The following is a 14,350-nucleotide window of genomic DNA, read 5'->3' on the forward strand; positions in this document are numbered from 1 at the left end:
CGCCTCAGTCGTAGCGTCGGGGGCCGAGCAGCACCGGCAACCTCGACGGTGCCGGCACGAAGTCCGTGGTCGACGGACGAGGGGCACCGCCGACGGGACGGGGTTCGCGCTGCGCGTAGAGCGATGCGGTGGCCAGCAGGATGATCGTCATCGCGAAACTGCTTCCCGGACAGTGTCGCTCGCCGACTCCGAAGGGAAGGACGGCGCGCTTGTCGATCTCATGCGCGCGATCCTCACGCCACCGGTCCGGGTCGAAACGCTCAGGGTCGGGGAAGTGCCTCGGATCGTGGTGGATGAGATACGGGCTGAACACGATCATCGAATCCGGCGGCAGCGTCAGCGTGGTCCCGTCCGCGGTGGCGGCGTCGCCGCGGCCGAAGACCACTTCGCCGTCGGCGTTCTGCGAGCTGATCCACGGACCCCACATGCGCAGCGTCTCCTGCACCACCCGGCGCAAGTAGGCCAACCGGGGAAGGTGGTCGGGGGTCACCGGTCCGGTGCCCACGACCTCGGTGATCTCGGTGCGCACCTGAGCCGCCACGGTCTCGTCGGACATGATCTCGTGCCACACCCATGCCAGGATGGAGGCAGTCGAGCCCACGCCCGCCGCGATCATCAGGATCAGCTCGTCGACGATCTCGTCGTCGGACAGCCGGGCCCCGGTCTCCGGATCGATGTGGCCGACCAGCGCCGAGAGCACATCGTGGCGGTCCTGTCCGCCGACGCGGTAGGCGGCGACGACTGCGCCGATCTCGCGGCGCAGCGCTGCGGCACTGTCGGTGAACCGCCGGTTGGCGCGCACGCGCATCCGCTGCACCGATGTCGGCAGGGCGCCACGGATGATCACCTGCGACAGCAACCACGGCATGTCCTGCCGAATGCGTTCGGAGGCAGCCGCGCCCAGATCTGCGGTGAACAGTGTCGACGTCACGATCTGCAGGATCAGTCCGTGTGCCTGCGTACGGAGGTCGATGCGCCGCTCGAAGGGCAGCGAGGTACTCCACCGGTCCACGATCGCTGCTGCTGCGCCGGCGTACTCGGCGATCCGTCCGCTGCGCAGCGCGGGTGCGATCATCCGGCGGCGCAGATCGTGCTCCTGGCCGCAGAGTACGTTCGTCGCGCCCTGGACGGCCTCGCGCATGGACTCCTGGACGTCCCTGCGGTGGAACTGTCCGGCCGTCCGGAAACCGACCTCCCGAACCAGTTCGGGGGTGGTCAGCACGTACGCGCGCTTCGGCCCCAGGGTCAAGCGCACCACCGGGCCGGCGGTCCGCAGATCCCGGATGAAGTGCAGTCCGCGGGTCAGGGCGACGGCGCTGTGGCCCAGAAGCGGCAGCGCCCCTTCGGCCTGCGGGACCTCCGCGGCAGTCGCGGGAAGGGGGGTGGCCGTGCGCCGGTGATCGGTGATCACCGTGCGGTAGAGCCGTTCGATCTCGTCGGTGCGCGGGGCCTGCCGCAGATCGGTTCCGCGCAGTGCCGATCGCGCCGCGGCGAGCAACTGCGGGTCATCGTGTACTCGACGGAGCATCTCGGAGAGTGCTTCGACGCTCGCATCCCGCGACCGCAGGCCGGCGTCGCCGGGAAGGCTCTCCTCCAGGTTCGGATCGCAGTACAGCACCGGGGTCCCGACAGCGGCGGCTTCGAGTGCCACCAGGCCCTGCGTCTCGTAGCCGGAGGAGTTGAAGATCACCAGATCGTGCTCACGCATCGCGGTGAGCACTGCTGGCCGGTCGAGGCGCCCGTGCACCCGGATCCGGCGATCGCGAAGGGCGAGCAGCCGGGCTGCTTCTTCGAGTGGTCCGTCACCGAGCAGGTCCAGAGTGACCCCGGGGGTGGCCAGGACCGCCTCGATGGCCTCCAGCGGGCGCTTCTCCGGCGAGAGTCTTCCGCACCACAGCACGCGCAGCTCGCCCCCGCTGTAGACAGGACGCTCCGGGGAGAGGCCGCCGAGGGGCAGATCGTCCGCGTCGACACCCCCGGAGATCACCGTGACCTGGTTCGCCAGACCGTGTTCGCGCAGCGCAGCGGCGAAATGGGCGGTGGGGGCGATCACCGAGTCGGCGGCGCGGGCCTGATTGATCATCACCCGCCAGGCATCGCGGGCGGCAGGGGATTCGGGGACCTCGGCGATGGCGCGGTGCGGCACGAACGCCGAATGCAGCAGCCGAAGGGCCCGAGCGGACACCCCCGGAACCGCGGAGTTGGCCTCGATGAACACGTCGTCGCGGCTGTGCATCGTCTGCACCAACGGAACCCCCAGGAGGTTCGCGGTTCGCATCCCGATCGCAGCGACCCCGTAGGTGGTGTGCACGTGCACCACGTCCACGCGGGGCAATCGCGCGAGAGCGGCGTCGATGAGGCGGGCGTTCGTCCGGGTCGGCAGAGTCGCCGGGAATCCGTTGACCCGCACTCCCAGCACAGGGCGAAGTGTCACCACCTGATCGCCCGCACCGGAGCGCGCGAGCTCCGAGTCTCCGGCGGGCGGGGTGAACAGGGTTACCAGATGCCCGCGTCGCTCGAGCTCGCGCCGCTGATCGTTCACCGAATTCTGAATGCCGCCCAGGGAACTCGGGTGGAAGTCGGAGAACATCGCGACGTGCAGTTCGTCTCCAGCCATGACCCGACGATAGCCACTGACTACGAAAGGTGCGAGAAGTGAGAGTAGCGATTCCGCTGACGGGGACCCGTGGGGATGTGCAGCCGGCCGTCGCTCTGGGACTGGAACTGCAGCGCCGCGGCCACCGGGTGATCGTCGGTGCGCCACCGAATCTGGTCGACTTCACCCGGGCGGCGGGCCTGGAGGCGGTGCCGTGCGGTCCCGATGTGGCCCGACTCTATTCATCGGAGGAGGGACAGCGGGCACTCGCCGCGGGCAGCAGCCTGAAGCTGATGCGCATGGTGGGTCAGCAGATGGACGACTACGGCGAGCAGATGAACCGCGAGGTCGTCGACGTCTGCGAGGGCTCCGACGTGGTGGTCTCCACCCTCCTCACGGAGGACCGCGCCGCATCGGTCACCGAAGCGACCGATACCCCGCTGGTGACCATGCACGGATTCCCCGGCAGAGCCTGCCGCAGCTACCCGTTCCCGGGTGCACTCTCTCCCGACCGGACCTACCCGTCGCTGGTCAATGCCGCGACCTGGGGGCTCGCCGAGAACGTCCGCCGTGTGGTCTTCCTGAAATACCTCGCTGCGCTGCGTAAGAGTCTGGGGCTGCGGTTCTCCGCGGCGACACCGTCGGAGATGCTGGCGCACCGCGGTGTGCCGGAGGTGCAGATCTACGATCCTGCGTTCGTGCCCGGGCTCGATCAGGAGTGGGACGAGCGGCGGCCGCTGGTGGGCTTCCTGGAACTCGACCGAGGCGCTCGTGAGGCGATCGGCGAGGGCCGTGAGCGGCACGCCGACGTCCTGGAGTGGATCGACGCCGGTGAGCCGCCGCTGTACTGCGGCTTCGGCAGTATGCCGATCCGGGACGCGGCGTCGACCATGACGATGGTGGAACAGGTCGCGCGATCACTGGACCTGCGAGTACTGGTCAGTGCCGGCTGGAGTGACCTGGCTGCGGGGCGATCGCGAGCGGATGACCGTGTGTACTACACCGGCGCCCTCGCACACGATCTGATCTTCGACCGGTGCGTGGCGGCGGTGCACCACGGCGGCATCGGCACCACCTTCGAGAGCCTGCGGGCCGGCTTGCCGACTCTGGTGTGCTCGGTCTCGTTCGACCAGCCGATGTGGGGTGGCCAGCTCACCAGGATGGGGGTCGGCGCGCACGTGCCGTTCGTGAAGCTCGATCCCGAACGGCTCACCGAGGGAGTGCGGACGCTGTTGCGAGCCGACACCGTCCGGCGGGCCGGAGACATCGGAGCCCGGCTGCGCGCACGCACCGATGCCACCACGCGCACCGCGTCGATCGTGGAGCACGCCGCCCGCTGACCGGGCCAGTGCCCCGGGATTGGCTATGGACCGCGACATCGGCGCAGGGCAGGGTGTCCGTCATGATCGTGTCATGGACCGCCGCGACCGCGATGGCGGTGACAGCGCTGGCGATGGTGCTCACCCCGGGACCCAACATGGTCTACCTGGTGTCCCGGAGCATCGGCCAGGGCCGGACAGCCGGGCTGGTCTCGCTGTGCGGCACCGTGGCCGGGTTCATCGTGTACCTGAGCCTGGCGAACCTCGGTCAGGCGGTGGTCTTCGTGGCGGTGCCGTGGCTGTTCATCGGATTCAAGGCGGCGGGGGCGCTGTACCTGGCCTACCTGGCATGGCGGGCGCTGCGTCCCGGCGGCCACGGACTGTTCGAGACCAGCGAGCTGCCGCGGGATTCGACCGCGCGACTGTTCCGGCTGGGTCTGCTGACGAACCTGCTCAATCCCAAGACGGCGATCATGTACCTGGCCCTGATCCCGCAGTTCATCGACCCCGCACGCGGGCACACGACCGCGCAGGGGTTCCTGCTGGGCGGCGTCCAGATCACGGTGTCGGTACTGGTGAACGCGGTGATCGTGATCGGCGCCGGTGCGGTGGCGGCGGTGATCGCCCGGAGACCCTCCTGGGCGGTGTGGCAGCGCCGACGCGAAAACTCCGGTCACCGGCCCGCGGTATCGGTGGGTCGGTGACCGGAGATTTCGCAGCGGTCAGTCGGCGGCGGCGACCAACGGTTCGAGGGTGAGCGCGGGGTGCTCCTTCTCGATGTACTGCAGCCGCCACTTGTCCGAGAACAGGGCCAGTAGGGCGCCGTCGTTGCGTTCGAAGACCTCCACGCCACGCTGCCGATTCAGTTCGTCGGCGCTGGCGGCGTCGGTCCGGCGGGCCACCGAGTACCCCAGATGCTCGACCTGGACGTCCACGTTGAACTCGGTCTTCATCCGGGCGAGCACCACTTCGAACTGCATCGGCCCGACCGCTGCCATCACCGGTGAGGCGTCGCCGCGAACGTCGTTGCGCAGCAACTGCACCACGCCCTCGGTGCCGAGCTGCTCGATGCCCTTCCGGAACTGCTTGTACTTGCCCGCGGAATCGGCGCGGACCACCGCGAAGTGCTCCGGAGCGAACGAGGGGATCGGCGGGTACTGGACCTTCGCGCCGTCGTAGAGGGTGTCGCCGGGGGCGAGGGCATTGGCGTTCACCAGGCCCACCACATCACCGGGATAGGCCGTCTCGACGGTCTCTCGGTCACGGCCGACCACCGTCATCGCGTACTTGGTGGCGAAGGGCTTTCCGGTCTGCGCGTGCTGGACCACCATGCCACGCTCGAACTCACCGGAGACGATGCGCATGAACGCCAGGCGGTCCCGGTGTGCGGCATCCATACCCGCCTGCACCTTGAAGACCACGGCGCTGAACGGATCGGTCACCTCGCGCTCGGACTCATCGATCGCGGTCCGCGAGTGCGGCGCGGGTGCCAGCTCGACCAGGGCCTCCAGCAGTTGCCGCACACCGAAATTGAGGATCGCCGAGGTGAAGATCACCGGCGAGGTCTGCCCGGCCAGGAACATCTCCTGATCGTGGCTCTGCCCCATCTCCGTCATGAGGTCGGTCTCCTCGACCGCCTCGGCCCAGACGTCCCCCTCGCGGTCGAGTGCGATATCGGTCGAGAGGTGATCCTCAGGTGCGATCTTGGCGCCGCCGGCGGTGCGCGTGAAGTGCACGTACTCGTCGCGGCGCACATCCCGCAGGCCGCGGAAGTCACCGGCGATCCCGACCGGCCAGAACAGCGGGGTGGGGGTCAGTCCGATGCGCTCGGAGATCTCGTCGAGCAGCTCCAGCGGCGTGCGGCCGGGCCGGTCCCACTTGTTGATCACGGTGATCACCGGGATACCGCGGTGACGGCACACCTGGAAGAGTTTCAGGGTCTGCGGCTCCAGCCCCTTCGCGGCGTCGATCAGCATGACGGCGGCGTCGACGGCCGTCAGCACGCGGTAGGTGTCCTCGGAGAAATCGGCGTGACCGGGGGTGTCCACTAGGTTGATCACCGACGGCTGCGCGTCCTCGGCGGCGCTCGACGACGTGTAGTTGAACTGCAGTGCGGTGGAGCTGACCGAGATGCCGCGAGCCTTCTCCATCTCCATCCAGTCGGAGACGGTCGACTTGCGGCCCGCCTTGCCGTGGATGGCGCCGGCCTCGTTGATGACGCGCGCGTGCAGGGCCAGGGCCTCGGTCATCGTCGACTTACCCGCGTCGGGGTGCGAGATGATGGCGAAGGTGCGGCGGCGGGAGACCTCGTCGGCAATGGAACTCACGAGGGGCCAGTCTACCCGTCGGCGCAGGTCGGCCCGGTCACGGCCGTTCCGGTCACCAGGCGTGGACGGTGTTCTGCGCGGCCTCGAGGTCCAGGTCGCGGGTGATCAGCAGTTCCACCGCGTCGGCGGCGTTGGTCACCAGCAGCGGAACCTCCTTGCGCTCGGCGGAGGAGAAGGGTTTGAGTACGTAGTCCGCGGGATCCTGGCGGCCGGGCGGCCGACCAATCCCGGCGCGCACCCGCAGGTAGTCCTTGGTGCCCAGGTGCTGGGACATCGAGCGCAGGCCGTTGTGTCCGCCCTCGCCGCCTCCGCGCTTGAGCCGCACCAGACCGAAGTCGATGTCCAGCTCGTCGTGCACGGCGATCACGTCGGTCGGTTCGACCGAGTAGAACCTGGCCAGAGCGGACACCGGCTGGCCCGACAGGTTCATGAACGACTGCGGCTTCGCCAGGTACACCGCCCGACCCGCGAGCCGCGCGCCCGCGACCTCCGCCCCCGACTTCTTGTGCCGGGAGAAGGAGGTGCGGGCGCGCGATGCGAGCTCGTCGACCACGTCGAAGCCGATGTTGTGGCGGGTCGCGGCGTACTTGTCGCCGGGGTTACCCAGTCCCACCACGATCAGCGGCCGGTCCGTCATGGTCGTTACTCGGCGGCCTCGGCGGCGGGAGCCTCGCCCTCACCCTCGGCGGCGGCCTCGGTGCCGTCGGCGTCGGACTCGGTCTCGGCGGCCGCGATCTCGGTGATGTTGACGATCAGCGCCTCGGGATCGGTCAGCACGGTCACGCCGGCCGGGACCTTGAGGTCGCCCGCGGTGATCTGGCTGCCCAGCTCCAGGCCGTCGACCGAGACCACGATGTTCTCGGGGATGTGCAGCGCCTCGGCCTCGATCTCGACCTCGTTGAGGTCCTGCGCGAGCTGGGTGCCGGGGGCGGAGTCACCCTCGACGATGACGGCGACCGACACGGCGACCTTCTCGCCCTTCTTGATCACCAGCAGGTCGGCGTGCTCGATGTAGTTGCGCAGCGGGTGCACCACGACCTGCTTGGTCAGCGCGAGCTGCTCCTCGCCGTCGATCTGCAGGTTCAGCACCGCGTTGGTGCCGTCCTTACGCAGGATGGTGGCGAAGTCGCGGGAGTTGACGGTGAAGTGCTGCGGCTCGGTGCCGTGGCCGTACAGCACGGCGGGGACGAGGCCCTCGCGGCGGACGCGGCGGGCGGCGCCCTTGCCGAACTCGGTGCGGACGGTGGCGGCCAACTTGTTGGTCTCGGACATGGTGCTCCTACGTGCGATTCTGCGGCCTCGGCGTGACGAGGCGGCCCGCACCTGCACCGGCGGGGATCCGCGGGACGAAGTGCCGTTCGCGTCGATCACGGCGGCCGGAGCCGCCCTCGCCGAGAAGGTCGCCGCAGAGTCTACCGAATTCCCCGCTCAGCAGTGAAATCGAACCTTCGCCAACGCGTCATATCGAGTTCGTGCGGACGCCACGCCGCGTCGGGACCATCGATCCCGTGAACAACTCCCCGCTGTGGTCCCCGCAGGACGTCGCCGAGCGCTTCGTCGAGGCGCTGGGCAGCGGTGACATCGACATCGCCGAGCACCTGCTGGCGAAGAACGTGGTGTACACCCGTTCGTCGTGGCGGACCCTGCGCGGCCGCGGGGCGGTGGCGCGACACCTGCGCCACCGCGCCAATTCGCACGTGGTGCTCGAAGCGATCCTGCTCTCGGCGACCGGGGACGACGGGATCGCACTCACCGAGCGGGTGACGGCGCTGACGTACGGGCCGCTCCGGCTGCAGTTCTGGGTGTGCGCCCGGTTCGAGGTGCGCGAGGGCCGGATCGTGGCCTGGCGCGACTACGTCGACACCGTCGACGTGCTCAAGGCGGCGGCCCGGGCACTGGCCGGAGCGGTGTACGCCCCGGCCCGGCCCACACCGCCGCGGCCGGCGATCTGATCGCCGCGAGCTCTACGAGCTGCCCTCCTCGGTTTCCGGAGCGGCGTGCTTACCGCCCTGGGTCTCATCGGAGCCGTCGGTGCTCTCCGCCGTCTCCGCCGGCTCGGCGGCCGGATCGGGCTCGGCGGCACGCACAGCGAGTGTGAGGCCGTCATCCTGTGCATCCACCCGCACCGTGTCGCCCGGCACCACATCTCCCTTGAGCAGCATCGACGACAACCGGTTGTCGATCTCCTTCTGCACCGTGCGCCGCAGCGGCCGGGCGCCGAACTCGGGCTGGAAGCCCTCGTCCGCGAGCCAGTCCTGCGCCGCGGTGCTCACCTCCAGTTCCACGTCCTGCGCGCGCAGCAGGTGACGGGTGTCGTCGAGGATCAGCTCGACGATGTTACGGATCTGCTCCTTGTTCAGCCGGTGGAAGACCACCGTGTCGTCGATCCGGTTGAGGAACTCGGGCCGGAAGTGCCCGTGCAACCGCTCCTTGACCTGGTCTATCACCGCGCCCGTGAGGTCACCGTCGGGTGCGGTGAGGATGATGTCCGAGCCGATGTTGCTGGTCAGGATCACGATGGTGTTCTTGAAGTCCACGGTGCGCCCCTGCGCATCGGTCACCCGCCCGTCGTCGAGCAGTTGCAGCAGGATGTTGAACACATCCGGGTGTGCCTTCTCGATCTCGTCGAACAGGATCACCGAGTACGGCTGCCGGCGCACCTTGTCGGTGAGCTGCCCGGCCTCCTCGTAGCCCACGTACCCCGGAGGTGCGCCGACCAGCCGGGAGACGGTGTGCTTCTCCTGGAACTCGCTCATGTCGAACCGGATCAGCCGGTCCTCGTCGCCGAACACCGACGCCGCGAGCGACTTCGCCAGCTCGGTCTTGCCCACACCGGTCGGTCCGAGGAACAGGAACGAGCCGATCGGCCGGCTCGGGTCCTTGAGTCCGGCACGAGCGCGTCGCACCGCTTCGGCGACGGCGAGCACGGCCTCGTCCTGGCCGATCACTCGCGCGTGCAGATCGTCCTCGAGCCGCAGCAGCTTCTCCTTCTCCTCGGAGGTCAGGTCGGCGACCGGGATGCCGGTGCGGCGGGAGATCACCTCGGCGATGTCGACGACGGTGACCTCCGGCTCGGTCTCGGTGCCGCCGGCGCCGGCCAGGCGTTCCTCGGCGGTACTGATCTTCAGCTTCAGCTCGTCGGCGCTCTTGTAGTCCTCGGCCTCGACGGCGCTGTCCTTCTCCCGCTTGAGCGCCGCGATCTCGTCCTCGATCGAACGCGTATCGGCGCTGGGGGTCTTGGTGCGCAGCCGCACCCGTGAACCCGCCTGATCGATCACGTCGATCGCCTTGTCCGGCATGAACCGGTCGGTGATGTACCGGTCCGACAGCTCCGCAGCGGCGACCAGTGCGGCGTCCTCGTAGCGGACCTGGTGGTGCTCCTCGTAGACGTCGATCAGGCCGCGCAGGATCTCGATGGTGTCGTCCACCGACGGCTCACTGATCATCACCGGCTGGAAGCGCCGTTCGAGTGCGGCGTCCTTCTCGATGTACTTGCGGTACTCGTCGATGGTGGTGGCGCCGATCGCGTGCAGTTCACCGCGGGCCAGTGCGGGTTTGAGCATGTTGCCGGCGTCCATCGAGCCCTCACCGCCGCCGCCCGCGCCGATGATGGTGTGCAGCTCGTCGATGAACACCACCAGTTCGTCGGAGTTCTCCCGGACCTCGTCGAGCACCTTGGTCAGCCGCTCCTCGAACTCGCCGCGGTACTTGCTGCCGGCCACCATGGAGCTGAGGTCGAGCGCGATCACCCGCCTGCCGGCGAGGGTCTTGGGCACGTCGTCGTTGACGATCCGCTGCGCCAGGCCCTCGACGATGGCCGTCTTACCGACACCGGGATCGCCGATCAGTACCGGGTTGTTCTTGCGCCGCCGGGACAGGATCTCGATGGTCTGCTCGATCTCGTCGGCGCGGCCGACCACCGGATCGACCTTGCCCGCCCGGGCCTCGGCGGTGAGATCGCGGCCGTACTCGTCGAGCGTCGGAGTGGTGCTGTCCGGCTGCGCGCCCGCAGCCGCGCCGCTCTGTTTCCCGGCCTTGCCGGGCTTTCCGGCGACGGTCTGGCCCGCACCGATACCGCCGCCGGAGAGAGCTTGCGCCGCTACCGTATCCGGGTTGTCGGCGATACCGAGCAGGATGTGCTCCGGACCCACGTACGACTGGCCGTTCTGCGCGGCCTGCTGCTGCGCCACTCGCAATGCGCGGCGTGAGGCCGGACTCAGCGACGGCGGTCCGTCCATCGCCTCCGGGTTCGAACCGGCCTGCGCGGCGGTCCGCATCGCCGTGGCCACCGTGTCCGGATCGAGCTTGAGCCGGGTGATCACGTCGCGGGTGGGTTCGTTCATCGACGCGGCGTACAGCAGGTGCTCCGGCGTGATCTCCGCGTTGTCCCAGTCCGATGCCGCGATCTGGGCCTCGGCCAGCAGGTTCTTGGCCTGATCGTTGAGCAACCGGTTGAGGTCGACCCGCTGCACCGAGGGGCGTGGTACGGAGTTGCCGAAGAACCGCTGGAAGATGTCGTCGAACATGCCGTCGAGTTCACTCATCTGGGGTCCCTTCGTCGGAGTATCGGTGGGGAGGATTTCCTGTGGCGGAAGTGGATTCAGGCAGAGAGAGTGACCGCGGCCTCGGGGGTGTAGGCGAGGAAGGTGAACGTCTCCTGCAGATACAGTTCGACGGTGTCGGCGTCGTGGCTGAGGTAGCCGATCTCGACGTCACTACCGAGTCGCAGATCGAAATCGCCGCCGCGGGTGGTGAGTACGAAGGCTCCGTCGATCGCCGGGGCCCAGATGATCTCACCGTCCACCAGCCGGTTCAGGTGTTCACGCACCGGATAGCCGTGGTCGGAGGTCTCGCTGACCTTGGTGTAGACGTCCGCCGACAGCAGCACCGAGTACGGGCCGTCCACACCTGCCAGCCTCAGGTCCGACAGCGCCTGCGAGAGCACGTCGGGAAGCTCCCGCGGGTCGTCGGGCACCTTGAGGTCACCGGCCGAGGAGGTGTTGCGGATCCCGGGGATCGACGCGGCTGGGTAACCCTCGAAGACGGCGCGGTCCTCGGCGAAGGCGAGCTTCTGCGCGGCGTCCTTGACCGGATCCCAGTCGGCGTCCTGCGCGCCCCGCTCGACCGAGTCGATCGCCTTGCGGCTCACCGTGAACGGAACCCGCAGTCGCACCATCGGCCGGCTGTCGCGCAGGTGCGCCTGCACTCCGTCCTCGGGACCGGAGATCCCCATCAGGTGACCGGTCCCGACCGCGGCCGTGGCCGGTCCCGAGGGCTCGCTGACGTCCACCACCCGGCGACCGGCGATGTTGCGCTTGAAGGTGCGGGTGGCCTCCTCCTCGATCTCGGTCCACGCCGCACCGGTGACCGGGGCGAGATCGCGATACAGGTTGTTCATCGTGTACGTCCTTTCAAGCTGCCGATGTTCAGTGACCCGTCCGCAGCCCCGACAGCGCCGACGGCGTCTTCGCCGCCGACGGAGCCGGATCCGGGGGAGCCGGTGCCGGCGAAGGCCGGCGGATCGTCGAGCATGTCCACCGGTGGGGTGAAGAAGAGGCACCCGGTGTGTGCGGTGGAGAAGTCCAGGATCCGGTCGGTGTTCCCCGGCGGATCGCCGAGGAACATGTTGCGCAACAGGCGTTCGGTGACCCCGGGATCGCGCGAATAGCCGATGAAGAAGGTTCCGAACTCGCCCTTGCCCACTTCACCGAAGGGCATGTTCTGCCGCAGGATCTTCAGTTCGTCGCCGTGCTCGTCGGTGATCACGTTCAGCGCGATGTGCGCGTTCGGAGGTTTGCTCTCGTCGCTGAGCTCGATGTCCTCGAGCTTGGTCCGCCCGATCACCCGCTCCTGCTCCTGCACCGAGAGCGATCGCCAGGAGGGCATGTCGTGCAGGTACTTCTGGATGTGCACGTAACTGCCGCCGGCGAAGGCCGGGTCCTCGTCACCGATGGTGGTGGACCGCCGCGCCAGCTCGCCCGAGGGGTTCTCGGTGCCGTCGGCGAAACCCAGCAGGTCCCGGTTGTCGAAGAACTGGAAGCCGTGCACCTCGTCGACCACCTGCACCGAGTCTCCGAAGGCGTCGACGATCCGGGAGGACAGTTCGAAGCACATGTCCAGCGACTCCGCCTTGATGTGCAGCAGCAGGTCTCCCGGCGTCGACGGTGCCGTGTGCCGCGGGCCGTCGAGTTCGACGAACGGATGCAGGCCCTGTGGCTTGGGCCCGGAGAAGAGCCGGTCCCAGGCGTCCGACCCGATCGAGGCGATCAGGGTCAGGTGCCGCTCAGGGTACCGGAATCCGACGGAGCGGACCAGCGCGGACAGCTCACCGAGAGTGTCGTGGACGCGTTGCTCACCCCCCGCGGAGACCGTGGCGACGAGGAACATCGCCGCCCGTGACAGTGGTGTGAGAACTCCCTGGGGTTGTGCCACGATCCCCACATTAATCGCGCCCATGACATGATGCGAGGGAATCGTCGGCGCCTCGCGAAGCCCTGCGGGACGCCCGCCGGTCAGCCCGAGGGGAGCCGAGGAGAATGAGCTGGATCATCGTCGCCGTGCTCGCGATCGGATCGCTGGCGGGCCTGCTCGCCGCCTGCCTGATGTCCACTCCGCGCCGCCCCGAGACCGACGCCACCTACGCCGGTCGAGCGATGCTCGCCGCGGGTGCGGTCTCCGGCGCTGCGGTGTGCGCGATCGCCGCCGCGGTGCTCGCCGCGTCCGCGTGAGCCGATCGGGCGCGCTGTCGATACCGCCGTCCCTGCGACCGGACCTCGCCGACGGTAGCCACGCACTGCGGGTCGCGCTCGCACTCGTCGTACCCGGTGTGCTGCTGATCGCGTGGGGGCGAGCGGAACTGCTGGTGTACGCCGAGTTCGGTGCGTTCGCCGGGATGTACGGCCGCAGCCGGCACGGGCGCTCGCGGATCACCGAGCAGGTCCAGGCCGCCGGACTGCTGATCGCCGGGGTGTCGCTCGGTGTCACCCTCGCGGTCAACCACGCTCCGCCGTGGGTACTGGTCGCGGTCGGTATCGCGCTGGCGACGGTCGGCTCGGTGCTGGCCGACGCGGTACGGCTGCGACCGGCCGGCCCGTTCTTCTTCGTCTTCGCGATGGGTGCGACGGCGACCCTGCCCGCCGATCTCGCTCCGCCGGCGCTGGCGCTGGCGGTCTGCGCCGTCACCGCTGTCTTCGCGGTCGTCGTCGGTACCGTCGGGCGGCCCGATCCGCTGCACGGGCGGCCCTGGTGGACGGGACTGGCGCTGGTACTGCGCCGCCCGGCACCGGCGGTGGGTCTGCACGCGGTGCGGTACGCGCTGGCCGTCGGGACCGCCGGTGCACTGGGCGTGGGGCTCGGAGTGGATCACGCGAACTGGGCGATGTCCGCCGCGGCGGTCCCGCTCGCCGTGATCGACACCGCGCGGACGTCGAGGATCGTGCCGTCGACGGTGCTCACCCGGGCCGCGCACCGCACCGTCGGGACGCTGCTGGGGATGGCGCTGACCGCGGCACTGCTGGCGATCGATCCGGGGCCCGCGGCACTGGCACTGATCGCGATCGTGCTGCTGTTCCCGACGGAACTGTTCATGGCCCGGCACTACGCCGTCGCCATCGGCTTCTTCACTCCACTGATCCTGCTGCTCACCGAGCTCGCGGCACCGTCGGATCCGCTGCAGATGCTGATCTTCCGCGGCGTGGACACCGTGCTCGGGGTGACCGTGGGGCTGGCGGTGGCGCTGTCGATCGGCGGCCCGCGCGGCTAGAGGATCTCGTCGATCGCCTCAGTGGGCCGGGCCATGCGGGTGCCCTTGCTAGTGACCACGAAAGGCCGCTCGATCAGTTTCGGATGCGCGACCATCGCCTCCAGCAACTGATCGTCGGAGGCATCGGCGAGGCCGAGCTCCTTGTACTGCGGCTCCCGGGTGCGCACCGCCTGCCGGACGGTGAGCCCGGCATCGTCGATCAGCGTGCGCAGCTGCGCCTTCGTGGGCGGGTCATCGAGGTAGTTCACCACGGTGACCTCGGCGCCCGCCTCGTTCAGGCGGGCGAGCGCCTGCCGGGACTTGCTGCACCGGCTGTTGTGGTAGATCGTCGCGTCCATGCCGGGCT

Annotated in this window: 13 protein-coding genes; 5 read left to right on the forward strand and 8 right to left on the reverse strand. The window is 69.0% G+C overall.

Annotation, left to right across the window (positions count from 1 at the left end):
* Window positions 1-4: 4 nt before the first annotated feature.
* On the reverse strand, window positions 5-2,617 hold the full coding sequence (locus ACYVHG_RS10680) for a cytochrome P450 (RefSeq protein ID WP_461167415.1): 2,613 nt from the start codon (window positions 2,615-2,617) through the stop codon (window positions 5-7).
* Window positions 2,618-2,655: 38 nt separating this feature from the next.
* Here ACYVHG_RS10680 and ACYVHG_RS10685 point away from each other — a divergent pair, with 38 nt between their 5' ends.
* Window positions 2,656-3,936: a glycosyltransferase gene (locus ACYVHG_RS10685; protein WP_461167416.1), complete on the forward strand. Its 1,281-nt coding sequence runs from the start codon at window positions 2,656-2,658 to the stop codon at window positions 3,934-3,936.
* A gap of 62 nt (window positions 3,937-3,998) precedes the next feature.
* Entirely contained in the window at window positions 3,999-4,619 is a 621-nt protein-coding gene (locus tag ACYVHG_RS10690; RefSeq protein ID WP_461167417.1) for a LysE family translocator, read from the forward strand.
* A gap of 18 nt (window positions 4,620-4,637) precedes the next feature.
* On the opposite strand, the gene ACYVHG_RS10695 is transcribed toward ACYVHG_RS10690, so the two are convergent.
* The 3 genes from ACYVHG_RS10695 to ACYVHG_RS10705 are packed head-to-tail and all read right to left on the reverse strand — an operon-like array spanning window position 4,638 to window position 7,514.
* The gene (locus ACYVHG_RS10695; protein WP_461167418.1) at window positions 4,638-6,242 is read right to left on the reverse strand and encodes a peptide chain release factor 3; all 1,605 of its coding nucleotides are present in this window, start codon (window positions 6,240-6,242) and stop codon (window positions 4,638-4,640) included.
* Window positions 6,243-6,294: 52 nt separating this feature from the next.
* The gene (gene pth, locus ACYVHG_RS10700; RefSeq protein ID WP_461167419.1) at window positions 6,295-6,879 is read right to left on the reverse strand and encodes an aminoacyl-tRNA hydrolase; all 585 of its coding nucleotides are present in this window, start codon (window positions 6,877-6,879) and stop codon (window positions 6,295-6,297) included.
* A gap of 5 nt (window positions 6,880-6,884) precedes the next feature.
* Window positions 6,885-7,514 carry a 50S ribosomal protein L25/general stress protein Ctc gene (locus ACYVHG_RS10705; RefSeq protein WP_461167420.1) on the reverse strand — a complete coding sequence of 210 codons (630 nt, stop codon included), beginning with the start codon at window positions 7,512-7,514 and terminating at the stop codon, window positions 6,885-6,887.
* Window positions 7,515-7,750: 236 nt separating this feature from the next.
* On the opposite strand from ACYVHG_RS10705, the gene ACYVHG_RS10710 reads away from it, so the two are divergent.
* Window positions 7,751-8,194, forward strand: coding sequence for a limonene-1,2-epoxide hydrolase family protein (locus tag ACYVHG_RS10710; protein ID WP_461167421.1), 444 nt, complete (start codon window positions 7,751-7,753; stop codon window positions 8,192-8,194).
* A 12-nt stretch (window positions 8,195-8,206) separates the two neighbouring features.
* Here ACYVHG_RS10710 and ACYVHG_RS10715 read toward each other — a convergent pair whose 3' ends face one another.
* From ACYVHG_RS10715 to ACYVHG_RS10725, 3 genes are read right to left on the reverse strand one after another with little or no spacing between them, the layout of a single operon-like run.
* Window positions 8,207-10,786 (reverse strand): ATP-dependent Clp protease ATP-binding subunit, encoded by a 2,580-nt coding sequence (locus ACYVHG_RS10715; protein WP_461167422.1) that lies wholly within the window; start codon window positions 10,784-10,786, stop codon window positions 8,207-8,209.
* A 56-nt stretch (window positions 10,787-10,842) separates the two neighbouring features.
* Window positions 10,843-11,640, reverse strand: a complete 798-nt coding sequence (locus tag ACYVHG_RS10720) for a family 1 encapsulin nanocompartment shell protein (RefSeq protein WP_461167423.1) — start codon at window positions 11,638-11,640, stop codon at window positions 10,843-10,845.
* Entirely contained in the window at window positions 11,637-12,629 is a 993-nt protein-coding gene (locus ACYVHG_RS10725) for a Dyp-type peroxidase (RefSeq protein ID WP_461167649.1), read from the reverse strand. The genes ACYVHG_RS10720 and ACYVHG_RS10725 overlap by 4 nt, the downstream gene beginning before the upstream one ends.
* A 149-nt stretch (window positions 12,630-12,778) precedes the next feature.
* Here ACYVHG_RS10725 and ACYVHG_RS10730 point away from each other — a divergent pair, with 149 nt between their 5' ends.
* Together ACYVHG_RS10730 and ACYVHG_RS10735 are read left to right on the forward strand one after the other, a co-directional pair.
* On the forward strand, window positions 12,779-12,970 hold the full coding sequence (locus tag ACYVHG_RS10730) for a hypothetical protein (RefSeq protein ID WP_461167424.1): 192 nt from the start codon (window positions 12,779-12,781) through the stop codon (window positions 12,968-12,970).
* Window positions 12,967-14,004 (forward strand): FUSC family protein, encoded by a 1,038-nt coding sequence (locus ACYVHG_RS10735; protein WP_461167425.1) that lies wholly within the window; start codon window positions 12,967-12,969, stop codon window positions 14,002-14,004. Before ACYVHG_RS10730 ends, ACYVHG_RS10735 begins: the two co-directional genes overlap by 4 nt.
* On the opposite strand, the gene arsC is transcribed toward ACYVHG_RS10735, so the two are convergent.
* On the reverse strand, window positions 14,001-14,342 hold the full coding sequence (gene arsC, locus ACYVHG_RS10740) for an arsenate reductase (glutaredoxin) (protein WP_461167426.1): 342 nt from the start codon (window positions 14,340-14,342) through the stop codon (window positions 14,001-14,003). The genes ACYVHG_RS10735 and arsC overlap by 4 nt on opposite strands.
* Window positions 14,343-14,350 lie beyond the last annotated feature (8 nt).

Source organism: Tsukamurella serpentis (assembly GCF_054780975.1).

What these genes read in the sequence shown, in the direction of transcription:
- ACYVHG_RS10725 (WP_461167649.1), bottom strand. Translation starts at nt 12,629, where the DNA reads ATGTTCCTCGTCGCCACGGTCTCCGCGGGGGGTGAGCAACGCGTCCAC.
- ACYVHG_RS10680 (WP_461167415.1), bottom strand. Translation starts at nt 2,617, where the DNA reads ATGGCTGGAGACGAACTGCACGTCGCGATGTTCTCCGACTTCCACCCG.
- ACYVHG_RS10715 (WP_461167422.1), bottom strand. Translation starts at nt 10,786, where the DNA reads ATGAGTGAACTCGACGGCATGTTCGACGACATCTTCCAGCGGTTCTTC.
- arsC (WP_461167426.1), bottom strand. Translation starts at nt 14,342, where the DNA reads ATGGACGCGACGATCTACCACAACAGCCGGTGCAGCAAGTCCCGGCAG.
- pth (WP_461167419.1), bottom strand. Translation starts at nt 6,879, where the DNA reads ATGACGGACCGGCCGCTGATCGTGGTGGGACTGGGTAACCCCGGCGAC.
- ACYVHG_RS10690 (WP_461167417.1), top strand. Translation starts at nt 3,999, where the DNA reads ATGATCGTGTCATGGACCGCCGCGACCGCGATGGCGGTGACAGCGCTG.
- ACYVHG_RS10705 (WP_461167420.1), bottom strand. Translation starts at nt 7,514, where the DNA reads ATGTCCGAGACCAACAAGTTGGCCGCCACCGTCCGCACCGAGTTCGGC.
- ACYVHG_RS10730 (WP_461167424.1), top strand. Translation starts at nt 12,779, where the DNA reads ATGAGCTGGATCATCGTCGCCGTGCTCGCGATCGGATCGCTGGCGGGC.
- ACYVHG_RS10720 (WP_461167423.1), bottom strand. Translation starts at nt 11,640, where the DNA reads ATGAACAACCTGTATCGCGATCTCGCCCCGGTCACCGGTGCGGCGTGG.